The organism is Solicola gregarius, from assembly GCF_025790165.1.
GTDB classification, from domain to species: domain Bacteria; phylum Actinomycetota; class Actinomycetes; order Propionibacteriales; family Nocardioidaceae; genus Solicola; species Solicola gregarius.
The window spans coordinates 1,548,219-1,561,032 of record NZ_CP094970.1 but is presented as its reverse complement, the minus strand read 5'-3'; the positions used below and the strand labels follow the sequence as shown (position 1 = coordinate 1,561,032).

Here is a 12,814-nt window from a genome sequence, read left to right as displayed (position 1 = left end):
CCACGCTGCTCCTCAGCTTGTCGAGGTCAGGACCAGTTTAAGGGCCAACCCGGGTGTGCTGGGGACGCCGTATCGCGCGGCCCGTCTGACGACGGTGCCGCGGCGACAGCGCGACCGTTGGTGGCGTCGGTGCGCGGCGTACCCGGGCGGCGCCCGAGACCGAGCAGCTCGAGGGCAGCTGCGACGTCGCCGACGGGTACGACGGTGATGCCGTCGACGGCGTCGGACACCGGCGCCGGCCCGACGTCGGCAGGCACGATCGCGTGCCGGAAGCCGATGCGCGCCGCCTCGCGGAGTCGGCTGTGGATGCCGCCGACGCGGCGGACCTCGCCCGCAAGCCCGACCTCGCCGATCGCGACGAGGTCGGATGCGACCGCCTCCTCGCGCGCTGCGGACGCGATCGCGATCGCGACGGCGAGGTCGGCCGCCGGGTCGATCAGCCGGGCGCCGCCGACCGTTGCCGCATAGACGTCGACGCCCTGCAGCGGTACGCCGCAGCGTTTCGTCAACACCGCTTGGATCATGGCCATTCGTGCGGAGTCGACGCCGCTCGTCGTACGCCGGGGGGCGCCGGCGGCCGTCTGGACGACGAGCGACTGCACCTCGGCGAGGAGTGGGCGCCGGCCCTCGAGGGGGACGGTCACGCAGGTGCCGGGAACGGGAGTCGCATGTCGCGATACGAACAGGCCGGTCGGGTCGGGCACCTCGACGATGCCGTCGTCGGACAGGTCGAAGCAGCCGACCTCGTCGATCGGTCCGAAGCGGTTCTTGACGGCTCGCACGAACCGCAGCCGCGAGTTGCGGTCGCCGTCGAACGAGAGGACGACGTCGACCAGATGCTCGAGCACGCGCGGGCCGGCGATGCCTCCGTCCTTGGTGACGTGGCCGACGATCAACGTTGCGATGTTGCGGCGCTTCGCGATCTGCACGAGTGTCGCCGCGACCTCGCGTACCTGGGTCACACCTCCGGGAACACCCTCGACGGCCGTCGAGCCGACGGTCTGCACGGAGTCGACGATGAGCAGACTCGGGTCGACTTCGTCGATGTGGGTGAGCACCGCCGACAGGTCGGTCTCGGCCGCGAGGTAGAGCGTGTCGTGCACGGCGCTGGTGCGGTCGGCGCGCAGTCGTACCTGCGCGGCCGACTCCTCTGCCGACACGTAGAGGGTCCGCCGCCCGGCGGACGACCATCGTGCGGCGACCTCGAGAAGCAGCGTGGACTTGCCGACACCCGGCTCACCGGCAAGGAGCAGGGCCGCTCCCGGCACCACGCCACCCCCGAGTACGCGGTCGAGCTCGGCGACTCCCGAGGGCGCCGAGGCCGATGCCTCGACGTCGATCTCGCTGATGCGCTGTGCGGGCTTCGAAACGGCCGCGGGTTGCGTACGCCCGGTGGGCTCGACGCCGATCTCGTCGACCGTGCCCCACGCCTGGCACTCGCCACAGCGGCCGACCCACTTCGGGGTGATCCACCCGCACTCGGTACAGCGGTAACCGGATCGTGCCGGCTTCGACTTTGCCGCACCAGCCTTGGTGGTCCTCGTCATGTGGGTCACCGTAGGCCACGATGCCGACAGACACCCCGGACCGGGATGTTGATCGACGCCCGACCGGGCGGTTAATGTCCGCATAGTGAGCGACGACGTATCCACCGACGGCGCAGAAGAGGCTCATGCGCGCTACGTCCTGCACGTCGGTCTGCCGAAGACCGGTACGTCGTTCCTGCAGTCGATCCTGAGGAAGAACCGCGCGCCGCTGGGCGAGTCCGGCGTCCTCTATCCGACGTTCGGTGCGCGCGGCCGACTTCTCGCTGCCCTGGACGGCCGTGATCGACATCGGTACGCCGGCATGGAGCAACCGGCGGAGGGGCACTGGCGGCGGTTCTTCGACTCGACGCGTTCCTTCGACGGAACCGTGGTGTTCAGCCACGAGGTCCTCGGCGCTCCGCTGTCCGACGCCACGCCGACGGCGATCGCCGGCCTCGACGGGCATGAGGCCGACGTCCTCATCACTGCCCGCGACCCCGCCCGGCAGCTGATGTCGGTATGGCAGCAGGGGTTGCGGTTTCGCTCACCGTCGACGTTCGACGAGTTCCTGGCCGGGTGTGACCTGGGGGCCGACGGGAAGTATCGGCACGGTCACTTCCGCGACCAGCAGCTCGATCGGGTGGTGCGGGCCTGGGAGAAGCACGTACCGCCCGAACGCATCCGGGTCGTCGTCGTACCTCCCCAAGGTGCAGCGACGACGGTGCTCTGGGAACGATTCTGCGCAGTGCTCGGAGTCGACCCGGCGCTCTACGAGATCCCGTCCCAACCCGTGCTCAACCACAGCCTCGGGGTCGTACAGGCCGAGTTCCTGCGCCGCGTCAATGCCGCGATGGGCGACCGGGTGACATCGGCGGACTACTCGGTGATCCGCAAGTTCGTCGTCAATGCCGTGTTGGCACGTACCGAACCAAGCCCGAAGCCGGTGCTGCCCGACCACGCGTTCGAACGTGCCGCTGCGGTCGCCGAGCGTTGGATCGACACGGTGCGCTCGGGCGGCTACGACGTCGTCGGAGACTTGAGCGACCTACGCCCCGTACGCGAGGACGGCCCGGGACCCGACGACTGGACCGATGCGGCCGTCGCGCAGGTCGGCGTCAGTGCCGGTGCAGAGGTGCTGATCGCGTACGCGAGGACCCGAGGCGGCTCGGGCGACGACTGATCGGGCCGGCTCAGACCCGTACTGGACCCTGCGGGGTCTCGAAGCGCGCGGCGACGATGCCGGGCATTCCGTTCGGCGCGACCCAGTCGACCTCGATGCCTTCGAGCGCGTCGAGTGCGGGTTCGCCGAGCCAGTCGGTGACGCGCTGTGGGTTGCCGGCGATCTCGAGAGACGCGAGGCGCGTGGTCGCCGGACCCGACTGCGAGGGGTGTTCCGACGACGGGATGTCCCACGACACAACGAACGGCAGCTGCGGATCGGACTGGAGTCCCTTGACGCCGATCTGCTGCCACTCGAGGTTGTAGCCGTCGGGGCGACGCCGGTTGCCGGGTACGGCGTGCCGGCCGATGCGGTGCTCGACGGGTCCGATGTCGTCGACGGCGACGACCCAGCCGAGCCAGCCGCCGCCGGCCTCGGAGCGCTCGCGTACTGCCTGGCCGAACGGTGCCTTGTCGGATGCCGGGTGGTCGAGTACCTCGACGATCTCGAGATACTGGTCGCTCTCGAGGGGAAGGATCATGTTCCTGGTGCCGAAGCGGGGGTGAACCCCGCCATCGACGAACTTCGCATCGAGTAGCTCCGTGAGACGGTTCGTGGTGCCGGCCAGCCCATCGGGTCCGACGGCGAACGAGACATGGTCGAGACGCATACCTCATTGTGCGTTGGCACTCATCGGGCCCGACAGCGGGGTCAGGTGCCGACGTCGGGATCCGCTGGATGCCGGGTCGCGACCGGTCTACGGGCCAGATGCTCCTCGCACAACCCGACGAGCACGTCGTACGCGGGGCGGCCCATCATCGCGACCAACTCGACCTCGTTGGTGATGTACAGCGGCTCGGGCGCGACGTGCGCCTCGGTGTTGGCGGTGCAGTACCAGTCGAGCTCGTGACCGCCCGGGCCCCAGCCGGCCCGCGTGTACTCGCCGATCTCGATCTCGAGGTACGTCGTGTCGTCGCCGCGCTCGACCTCGCGGTATCGGCGCCGCAACGGCAGCTGCCAGCACACGTCCGGCTTGACCTCGTGCGGCTCCTTGCCGTTGGCGAGGGCCCAGATGTGCAGCGCGCAGCCGTAGCCGCCCTCGAAGTCGGGGTCGTTGTGGAAGATACAGGCACCGTCGACTGCTCGGGTCTTGCGATCACCCTCGTCGTCGGTCTCCACCCAGCCGTTGGCGCGGCCCTCGGCGCGCTTCTGCCATACGTCCGGACCGAGTCGCTTGACGTACCGGCGGACGCGCTTCTCGTCATCGGAGTCGGCGAAGTGCGCACCGAGCGCGCAACACCCGGCATGGGGTGAGCTCGCATAGATGCCGCGACAGCCCTGGCCGAAGATGCACTTGTACTGCGACGTGAGCCAGGTCAGGTCGCAGCGGAAGACCTGGTCGTCGTCATCGGGGTCGGTGAACTCGACGAAGGACCTCGGGAAGTCGAGAAGTACCTCGGGCATCTGTCCAGCGTAGGTCGTAGCAGTACCTCGGCGCTCGATGGGTGAGTGGGTCGGTGGGTGGACGAAGGAATCTGCCTTTGGCCCAGACGGTGCGGCCAAAGGCAGATTCCTTCGTCGCGGCCGTCCGTCAGCCCGAGCGGAAGCTTTTCGCGTACCGGCTATTACCGAACTCGATGCGGCATATGCTGACGCCATTGCGCCGATCCGAGCCGGCGCCCTGGGGGGAGCAGCAGCATGTCATCGTCTTCAACGCCATTGGTCCGTCGCGTCCTCGCGATTCTCGCCGGTGCGGCGATGCCGGTCGCGGTGCTGTACGCGGCGCCCGCGAACGCCGCCGACCCGCCCGACGCGACCGACGTCGTACGCACGCTCGCGCCCGACGGCTCCACCCGCGGCGAGTGGGCAGTACGCGAGTCCGACAGCGGCACCGATCTCGTGTGGAGGTCCGGTGCGGACCTTCCCCTCACGTCCGCGCGACCGGAGTTCCGCATCGGCCACCGGGTGATCGGCTACCCGAGCGTCGACGGACGTACGTTGACGCTTCGAGGGCGTGGAGGCGAACAACACCGACGATCTCGAGGTATGGCTGGGATCTCGCCGCCTCGACGGCGCGACGCCTCCCTTGCGTTCCGGCGACCTTGCCGACCTGATCCAGGCCGAGCCCCGCGATGTGGGCGTCGACCCTGCCGAGCCGGGCGAGCACGAGACGACCTCGTTCGAATACCGCTACGGAACGCTCCCGTGGAAGCGGTATCCGGGAGACATGGAGGTGCTCGGCCAGGCGGTTCTCCCCGAGGGTGTCGACGACGCCCCGCTGGTGTTGTTCCTGCACGGCCGACACCAGGCGTGTTACGGGAAGGGCGAGAACGGCTCCTGGCCCTGTGCTGGCGACTCGAAGCCTGTGCCGAGCTTCCGTGGCTATACGTACCTGCAGCAGCGGCTGGCGACACAGGGGTACGCGACGGTCTCGATCTCCGCGAATGCGATCAACCAGCAGGACTACCGTGACGCCGACGGCGGCGCGGCGGCGCGGTCGAAGCTGATCCGCCACCACCTGAAGCTGCTTGCCGAGAAGACGTCCGAGTCGGGAAACCGGTGGAGCGGTCGTCTCGATATGGACCAGGTCGTGCTCGTCGGGCACAGCCGCGGCGGCGAGGGCGCCAACCAGGCGGTCGTCGACTCGGGCGGCTCGGCGCCGTACTCGATCGTCGGCCAGCTGCTGCTCGCGCCGACGGACTTCTCACAGCACACGGCAGGGTACGCGCCGACGGCCGTCACGCTGCCCTACTGCGACGGCGACGTGTCCGATCTGCAGGGACAGAAGTTCGTCGACGCCAGCGCCGGCCTCGCCGCCGACGACACCTCGTTGCGCAGCAGCATCCTGGTGCGCGGTGCGAACCACAACTTCTTCAACACCGAGTGGACGCCGGGCATCTCGGCCGCGCCGAGCTTCGACGACTGGGGCGACCAGGGCGACAAGGTGTGTGGTCGGAAGGCCTCCGAGACGCGCCTCAGCCCGCGCGAGCAGCGCAAGGTGGGGCTGACCCTGACGACCGGTGCGGTACGGATGTTCGTACAGCGCGACCCGGAGATGCTCGCGTTGTTCGACGCGCCGGGTGCCTTGACCACGAAGTCGATGGGTGCGAACGGCCTCGTCTGGTCGCATGCGATCGGCGGCGCGCGTACGCCCGTGCGGGCCGGTGTCGATGCGACCGTGAGCGGAGCGGCACGCGAGTGTCTCGCGACCACCGGAGTGAAGAGTGCCGACGGCCTGCGGTCTTGTGCCGCGGGAGTCGCCGACGGTGGCCGCGAGGTGCACTGGATGCAGCCGTTCTCCGGCACCGTGTCGCGAGCGGTACTCCACGAGGCTCGCCTCGACTGGTCCCGGTCGGGCCGATCGGGTGGATTGACGTTCGACGAGCCGCTCGATCTCGACGCCGACGGCAGAACCCTCGACCTGCGGATGATCGCGTCGAAGGGCGTGCCCAACGTCCGTGTCGAGCTGCGCGACACGACGGGCGGCACCTGGTCGCGAACGGTCAAGACCCTGCGTCTGCCGGGCGGCCGCTGGCTGCGTCCGGCGTGGGCGCAGACCGTACGGCTCGACCCTCCGTCCGCGTCCGCCGACTTCGACCCGGCCGCGGTCGCGTCCGTGCGAATCGTGAGCGGCAACGACAGCGGAACCGCCTGGATCGTCGACGGTGCGGCGCGGGACGCGAGTCTGCCGGACGTGCCCGACCGTACGCTCCCGCGACTTCTCCTCGGCAATGCCGAGAAGAAGGAGGGCGACCAGGGTAAGGGCATCATTCGGCTGCCCTACCGGCTGGCGGGTTCAGTGTCGTCCGCATCCAGCTTCGACGTGCTGATCGAGAAGCCGCGCGGCAAGCCGCGGACCAGGTTGGTACACGTCAATGTTCCAGCGGGCAAGCGCGGTGGCTCGATCGCGCTGCACTACGCGCGCAACAAGCTCGACGACCGCGACCGCAGCGTCTTCCGGGCAATCGCCCAGCCCGTACGCGGGGTAGCGCTGCACAAGTACCAGGGCAGCGCGGTCGTCCTCGATGACGACCCCGCGCCGAAGGTCGTGATAGAGCCGAAGCGGAAGACGTACCGGGCCGGGCAGCCGATCCGGATGCGCCTGAAGCTCTCCAAGGCGGTCGGGTTCCCGATGCAGGTGTCGGTGCGACTGCGGGATGCGAAGGGGTTCGCGCCGATGCGCGGTGTCGACGTGCCGAAGAAGTGGCTGCGACGCCATGGCGACCCGTCGCACCCGAAGCGCAAACTGAGCAAATCGGTGTATTCGGTCTCGGTGCGGGTGCCGACGGGCAAGCGCGTCGGAGTGCTGACGATCCCGACGGTACGCCGCGGGGCGAAGGCGCCGGTCAAGCGCCTTCGGCTCGTCTGGCGTGTTGCGCATCACGAACCGCGTACGACGGTCGCGACGGTGCGACCACCCAGAGGTTAGCGTGGGGGCATGCGACTCGGAGTCCTCGACATCGGCTCGAACACCGCCCATCTCCTGGTGGTCGACGCCTACCGTGGTGCTCCACCGCTGCCCGCGTACAGCTACAAGGACCCCCTTCAGCTGACCGACCACCTCGACGACAGCGGCGCGGTGACCCCGGCAGGCGTCGACGCGCTGGTCAAGTTCGTCGCCGACGCGCAGCAGGTCGCCGAGGACAAGGGCGCGACGTCGGTGCTTGCGTTCGCGACCTCGGCGATCCGCGACGCGGTCAACTCCGACGACGTTCTCCGCCGCGTACTCGACGAAGCGGAAACCGAGTTGGTCGTCCTGTCCGGGGATGTCGAGGCACGACTGACGTTCCTGGCCGTGCGGCGCTGGTTCGGCTGGTCGTCGGGTCATCTCGGCGTATTCGACATCGGCGGCGGCTCGCTCGAGATCGCGGCGGGATCGGACGAGCACCCGACGGTCGCGCTGTCGTTGCCCCTCGGCGCCGGCAGGCTCACCCGGAACTGGATTCAAGGGGGCGGTGCTCCCGACCAGGAACAGCTCCGCGGCATGCGTCGTCACGTCCGCGCCGAGATCGCCGAGCATGTCGGAATGGTCAAGCGTGGTGGCGATTTCGTGCATGCCGTGGCGACCAGCAAGACCTTCCGCTCGCTGGCCCGGATGGCGGGCGCAGCGCCGTCGTCCGATGGCCCGTACGTACGCCGGGTGCTGACGCGCGTTGACCTGCAGTCTCTACTGGCGGAGCTGGAGACGCTGAGCGCGGACGAGGTGGCTCAGCTGCCTGGGGTCTCTGCGCATCGCGCACACCAGATGGTCACCGGCGCGGTGGTCGCCGATGCGGTGCTCGATCTGTTCGGGCTGGAGGAGCTCGAGATCTGCCCGTGGGCACTACGCGAGGGCGTGATCCTCGAGCATCTCGACCGGCTTTGAGATGCGGCATCTACAGTTGACGCGTGCAGTCTGACTCGGATCGAGGTCGCGTCGTCGGGGTTCCCGAGGCATCGGTCTCGCTGTCGACCTCGTCGGTGTACCCGGAACCGACGGCGGCGGGCTTCGAGCTCGCTACCCGGCTCGGCTACGACGGCGTCGAGGTGATGGTCGGCATCGATGCGACGAGCCAAGATCTCGACGCGGTCCGCGACCTCCGAGAGTTCCACGGGATTCCGGTCGTCTCGGTGCATGCGCCGTGCCTGCTGATCACGCAGCGGGTATGGGGTCTCGAGCCGTGGGGCAAATTGGTCAAGAGTGCGGAGATGGCGCACGAGCTGGACGCCGACGTGGTGGTCGTGCACCCGCCGTTTCGCTGGCAACGCGAGTACGGTCGGGCCTTCGTGGAGGGCATCGCCGACCTCGAGGAGGAGACGGGTATGACGTTCGCCGTCGAGAACATGTACCCGTGGCGCACCGCGCGACGGGAGTTCCAGGCGTACGTACCCGGGTGGAATCCCGTCGAGTTCGGCTACGAGCACGTCACCCTCGACGTCTCGCATACCGCGACCGCCGGCGCCGACCCTGTCGAGATGGCCGAACAGCTCGGTGACCGGCTCGCACACGTGCACATGACAGACGGCCTCGGCTCGGCGAAAGACGAGCATCTCGTACCCGGGCGCGGCACCCAACCCTGCGCGGAGCTGCTGGAGCTGCTGGCGGAGCGCAACTTCGGCGGGCATGTCGTCGTCGAGATCAACACCCGGCGATGCAACGACCGCGAGGAGCGCGAGACCGATCTGGCCGAGGCGCTCGCGTTCACCCGGCTGAACCTCGTCGCGCCTGCCCGCGGCGGGGAGGCGCGCTGACATGGCCGGGCGCAGGTCGGGCACGCCCGACACCAGGGGCGAGATCATCGCGGCCGCACGTGAGGCGTTCGCGTCACAGGGCTTCGACCGTACGTCGCTGCGCAGCATCGCGCGTTCCGCCGGTGTCGACCCCGCCCTGATCCACCACTACTTCGACGGCAAGGACGCGCTCTTCGTCGCCGCAATGGACCTTCCGCTGTCGCCGCGCGAGCGACTCGCCGAGGCACTCGACGTGCCGCGCGACCAGGCCGGTGTCGCGGTGATTCGTACGATGCTCACCGTCTGGGACGACGAGGCGTATCAGCCCTCGCTGCTCGGCGTCCTTCGCTCGCTCACCAGCGGGACGGCCGCGGGCACCGAACTGCGCACGGCGTTCGTGGAGGGAATGATCTTCCCGGCGTTGCGCCAGGAGATCGAGGGCGGCGTGTCCGAGCGAGCGGTCGGCCTGGTCGGATCCCAGATCATCGGTCTCATCGTCGCCCGCTACCTGATCGGCGTCGAGCCGCTGGTCTCGATGGACAGCGAGGAGCTGGCCCAGCTGGTCGGCCCGACCATCCAGCGCTACATCGACCTGTAGGTGTGACCCGGCTCTCCCTTGCGCGGGAATCGACCTCGCGGCATAATTCAACACATGTTGAAAAACGATGCGGTCACGATCGAGGATCTGACGGTCGTACGTGGGTCACGCACCGTGCTTCCGGGCATCGACGTCGGGCTGCGCTCGGGGGTGATCACCGGTCTGTTGGGGCCTTCGGGATGCGGCAAGTCGACGCTGATTCGTTCGATCGTCGGCGTCCAGCGGGTCAAGGCGGGCACCGTGCGCGTGCTCGGTGAGGATGCCGGCAGCAAGTCGCTGCGCGACCGGATCGGCTATGTCACCCAGGAGCCGAGTGTCTACGACAACCTCACCGTGGCCGAGAACCTCACCTTCTTCGCGCGGGTGCTCGGCGTGTCGATCTCCGATGAGGTCGACGCCGCGATCGAGAGTGTCGGTCTCGCCAGCCACCGCGATGCCTTGGTCGGCAACCTTTCCGGCGGGCAGCGCTCGCGGGCGTCGCTCGCCGTGGCTCTGCTGGGCCAACCGCCGCTGCTGATCCTGGACGAGCCGACGGTCGGGCTCGACCCGGTACTCCGCGTCGAGCTGTGGGACATGTTCGCGGAGTTCGCTCACAGCGGAACCACGATGCTGGTTTCCAGCCATGTGATGGATGAAGCCGAGCGTTGCGATCGTTTACTTCTGATGAGGGAGGGCCGAATCCTCGCTTCGGACACCCCGCAGGCACTGTGTGAGTCGACGGGCACCACTTCGGTCGAGGACGCCTTCCTGGCATTGGTACGTGGCGACGAGGGGGCGGTCAGATGACACCGCGGATCACTGGCGCCGTCGCGCTGCGCGTACTCACCCAACTGCGCCGCGACCATCGCACCGTCGCAATGCTGATCGTCGCCCCGTGCATGCTGATGACGTTGCTCTGGTGGCTGTTCCTGGATCAGGAGCAGATCTTCGACCAGATAGGGGCGCCGCTGCTCGCTGTCTTCCCGTTCATCGTGATGTTCCTCGTCACCTCGGTGACGACGCTCGGTGAGCGCAAGTCGGGCACTCTGGAGCGACTACTCGCGATGCCGATGGGCAAGGTCGACTTCCTGGTCGGGTACGCCATCGCGTTCGGCGTCCTCGCAATCGTGCAGAGCCTGTTCACGGCCACGCTTGCGCTGTCGTTCCTCGGGCTCGACATCGAGGGCAGCTGGCTCACGCTCGGCCTGATCGCCGTCCTCAACTCCGTTGTCGGCACCGCACTTGGGCTCTTCGTCTCGGCGTTCGCGGAGACGGAGTTCCAGGCCGTGCAGTTCATGCCGTTGTTCGTGATCCCGCAGATCCTGCTGTGCGGGCTTCTGGTGCCGACGGACCAGATGCCCGGCTTCCTCGAAGGCGCTTCCAAGATCTTGCCGCTGACGTACTCGGTCGATGCGATGCAGGAAGTCGTCAGCTATCAGAACTGGACTACCGACCTATCGGCCGACGTGGTCGTGGTCGCCGCGTTCGCAGTCGCCGTGCTGCTGCTGGGCGCGGCGACGCTGCGGCGGAGGTCTGCTTAGCAGCCATATCTGGCAGGGGGGTGCCATCCAAATGCATAAATGCGTCTCGGTCCGCGTGCGCCAGCGGCGTCGCTTCGCGTTACTGCGCGAGGTCGGCCTGCTCGCGGTGCTGTACGTCGGCTACACGGTCGGCCGGTTGTTCGCCGACAATGACCTGCAGCTCGCGCGCTCGCACGCCGATTTCGTGGTCGATCTGGAACGGCTGGTGGGGCTCGATGTCGAGCGGACGCTCAACCACATCCTGACGGGCCTGCCCTTGATGGAGGTTGCGGCGTCGTACGCCTATGCGTCGATGCACTACATCGTGACGCCCGTCGTACTCGTCGTGCTGTGGCGCAAGGCGCCCGAGCAGTACGCACATTGGCGGCGGGTGCTCGTGCTCGGCACGGCCATCGCGCTGGTGGGCTATCTGCTGTTCCCGACCGCGCCGCCACGCCTCGTACCCGGGTTCGTCGACACCCTGGCAGAGACTGCCAACTTCGGCTGGTGGGGCGCTGACGCGTCCGCGCCGCGCGGGCTCGGCACCACGACGAACGAGCTCGCGGCGATGCCGTCGATGCACGTCGGGTGGTCGCTGTGGAGTGCATGGGCGTTGAGCGCCATCGTCAAGTCTCCCGGTGCGAGGGCGTTGGTGTGGAGCTATCCGCTGCTCATCACGGTCGTGATCGTGGCGACGGCGAACCACTGGGTGCTTGACGCGGTCGTCGGCGCAGCGCTGATCGTGCTGTCTGCGCGGATCGTACGTCCGTGGCGTGACCGCGATCGGCGGGCGCGAGAGGTGCCTCGGGTTCGGTCGACCTGAGCCGGCACGTCGCCTTTCGCGCGTAGGATCGATGCGTCAGTCGTACGCGGCGAGTGGAGGTCATGTTGCTCCGGCGATCGTTGCTCGCGCTGTCGAGAAGCGACCGGGTGAAGGGCCTGGTCGCGACGATGCCGGTGTCGAGCGGAATCGTCGCACGGTACGTTGCGGGCGAGTCGACCGAGGATGCGGTGCGCACCGTCGGCACGCTCGCCGACGGTGGTCTGCTCGCGAGTCTCGACCACCTCGGTGAAGACTGCCACGACCGTACGCAGGCCGACGCGAACGTCGACGCCTACCTGAAGCTGATCGACGCGCTCACGGTGTCCCGTGAGACCGGGCGGGCCGAGGTCTCGGTCAAGCTCTCGGCCATCGGTCAGGCGTTGGGCCGCGACGGCGAGCGGGTCGCGATCGACAACGCGCGCCGGATCTGTCGGGGGGCCGACGACGCGCGTACGACGGTGACCCTCGACATGGAGGACCACACCACGACCGACTCGACGCTGACGATCCTGCGCGAGCTGCGCACGGACTTCCCGGCGACGGGCGCGGTCGTGCAGGCGTACCTGCATCGCACGGAGCAGGACTGCCGCGACCTCGCGTACGAGGGTTCGCGCGTGCGGTTGTGCAAGGGGGCATACAAGGAGCCGGCGTCGGTCGCCTTCCAGCGGCGGATGGACGTCGACCGCTCGTACGTGCGGTGTGCGATGGTGCTGATGGCCGGCGCGGGCTATCCGATGATCGCGACGCACGACCCGCGGTTGATCGACATCTCGATGATGCTGGCGAAGCGCAACGGCAGGTCCACCGAGGAGTTCGAGCTGCAGATGTTGTACGGCATGCGGCCCGACGAGCAGCGGCGGTTGGCCGAGCTGGGGCATCGGATGCGGGTGTACGTGCCGTACGGTTCCCAGTGGTACGGCTATCTCATGCGTCGGCTGGCCGAGCGACCGTCCAATGTCACATTCTTCGCGAGGTCCCTGCTCACCAAGTCCTAGGAGC

The 12,814-nt window shown here is 68.3% G+C and carries 13 protein-coding genes; 9 read left to right on the top strand and 4 right to left on the bottom strand.

From position 1 onward, the window contains the following. Window positions 1–26 precede the first annotated feature (26 nt). Entirely contained in the window at window positions 27–1,547 is a 1,521-nt protein-coding gene (radA, locus tag L0C25_RS07820) for a DNA repair protein RadA (protein ID WP_271635904.1), read from the bottom strand. A gap of 85 nt (window positions 1,548–1,632) precedes the next feature. Here radA and L0C25_RS07815 point away from each other — a divergent pair, with 85 nt between their 5' ends. After that, complete coding sequence (locus tag L0C25_RS07815; RefSeq protein ID WP_271635903.1) at window positions 1,633–2,706, top strand: hypothetical protein; 1,074 nt, start codon at window positions 1,633–1,635, stop codon at window positions 2,704–2,706. A 10-nt stretch (window positions 2,707–2,716) separates the two neighbouring features. On the opposite strand, the gene L0C25_RS07810 is transcribed toward L0C25_RS07815, so the two are convergent. The 3 genes from L0C25_RS07810 to L0C25_RS07800 form a co-directional block, all read right to left on the bottom strand. Then, complete coding sequence (locus L0C25_RS07810; protein WP_271635901.1) at window positions 2,717–3,355, bottom strand: VOC family protein; 639 nt, start codon at window positions 3,353–3,355, stop codon at window positions 2,717–2,719. A gap of 41 nt (window positions 3,356–3,396) precedes the next feature. Further along, entirely contained in the window at window positions 3,397–4,149 is a 753-nt protein-coding gene (locus tag L0C25_RS07805) for a hypothetical protein (protein ID WP_271635899.1), read from the bottom strand. A gap of 246 nt (window positions 4,150–4,395) precedes the next feature. Further along, on the bottom strand, window positions 4,396–4,647 hold the full coding sequence (locus tag L0C25_RS07800) for a hypothetical protein (protein ID WP_271635898.1): 252 nt from the start codon (window positions 4,645–4,647) through the stop codon (window positions 4,396–4,398). A 52-nt stretch (window positions 4,648–4,699) separates the two neighbouring features. Between L0C25_RS07800 and L0C25_RS07795 the strand changes: the two genes are divergently transcribed. The 8 genes from L0C25_RS07795 to L0C25_RS07760 all read left to right on the top strand — a co-directional run bounded on the left by L0C25_RS07795 (window position 4,700) and on the right by L0C25_RS07760 (window position 12,810). Continuing rightward, a complete protein-coding gene (locus L0C25_RS07795; protein WP_271635897.1) occupies window positions 4,700–7,114 on the top strand; it encodes an alpha/beta hydrolase in 2,415 nt (804 codons plus the stop codon). 9 nt (window positions 7,115–7,123) lie between these two features. Next, window positions 7,124–8,050 (top strand): Ppx/GppA phosphatase family protein, encoded by a 927-nt coding sequence (locus L0C25_RS07790; RefSeq protein ID WP_271635895.1) that lies wholly within the window; start codon window positions 7,124–7,126, stop codon window positions 8,048–8,050. A gap of 23 nt (window positions 8,051–8,073) precedes the next feature. After that, window positions 8,074–8,916: a sugar phosphate isomerase/epimerase family protein gene (locus L0C25_RS07785; RefSeq protein WP_271635894.1), complete on the top strand. Its 843-nt coding sequence runs from the start codon at window positions 8,074–8,076 to the stop codon at window positions 8,914–8,916. A gap of 1 nt (window position 8,917) precedes the next feature. Beyond that, the gene (locus L0C25_RS07780; RefSeq protein ID WP_271635893.1) at window positions 8,918–9,493 is read left to right on the top strand and encodes a TetR/AcrR family transcriptional regulator; all 576 of its coding nucleotides are present in this window, start codon (window positions 8,918–8,920) and stop codon (window positions 9,491–9,493) included. A gap of 54 nt (window positions 9,494–9,547) precedes the next feature. Continuing rightward, entirely contained in the window at window positions 9,548–10,279 is a 732-nt protein-coding gene (locus L0C25_RS07775; protein ID WP_271635892.1) for an ABC transporter ATP-binding protein, read from the top strand. Next, on the top strand, window positions 10,276–11,013 hold the full coding sequence (locus L0C25_RS07770) for an ABC transporter permease (RefSeq protein WP_271635891.1): 738 nt from the start codon (window positions 10,276–10,278) through the stop codon (window positions 11,011–11,013). The genes L0C25_RS07775 and L0C25_RS07770 overlap by 4 nt, the downstream gene beginning before the upstream one ends. Window positions 11,014–11,068: 55 nt before the next feature. Then, window positions 11,069–11,815: a phosphatase PAP2 family protein gene (locus L0C25_RS07765; RefSeq protein ID WP_271635890.1), complete on the top strand. Its 747-nt coding sequence runs from the start codon at window positions 11,069–11,071 to the stop codon at window positions 11,813–11,815. A 62-nt stretch (window positions 11,816–11,877) separates the two neighbouring features. Beyond that, complete coding sequence (locus L0C25_RS07760) at window positions 11,878–12,810, top strand: proline dehydrogenase family protein (RefSeq protein WP_333908575.1); 933 nt, start codon at window positions 11,878–11,880, stop codon at window positions 12,808–12,810. Window positions 12,811–12,814 lie beyond the last annotated feature (4 nt).

What these genes read in the sequence shown, in the direction of transcription:
- radA (WP_271635904.1), bottom strand. Translation starts at nt 1,547, where the DNA reads ATGACGAGGACCACCAAGGCTGGTGCGGCAAAGTCGAAGCCGGCACGA.
- L0C25_RS07810 (WP_271635901.1), bottom strand. Translation starts at nt 3,355, where the DNA reads ATGCGTCTCGACCATGTCTCGTTCGCCGTCGGACCCGATGGGCTGGCC.
- L0C25_RS07805 (WP_271635899.1), bottom strand. Translation starts at nt 4,149, where the DNA reads ATGCCCGAGGTACTTCTCGACTTCCCGAGGTCCTTCGTCGAGTTCACC.
- L0C25_RS07790 (WP_271635895.1), top strand. Translation starts at nt 7,124, where the DNA reads ATGCGACTCGGAGTCCTCGACATCGGCTCGAACACCGCCCATCTCCTG.
- L0C25_RS07780 (WP_271635893.1), top strand. Translation starts at nt 8,918, where the DNA reads ATGGCCGGGCGCAGGTCGGGCACGCCCGACACCAGGGGCGAGATCATC.
- L0C25_RS07775 (WP_271635892.1), top strand. Translation starts at nt 9,548, where the DNA reads ATGTTGAAAAACGATGCGGTCACGATCGAGGATCTGACGGTCGTACGT.
- L0C25_RS07770 (WP_271635891.1), top strand. Translation starts at nt 10,276, where the DNA reads ATGACACCGCGGATCACTGGCGCCGTCGCGCTGCGCGTACTCACCCAA.
- L0C25_RS07760 (WP_333908575.1), top strand. Translation starts at nt 11,878, where the DNA reads ATGTTGCTCCGGCGATCGTTGCTCGCGCTGTCGAGAAGCGACCGGGTG.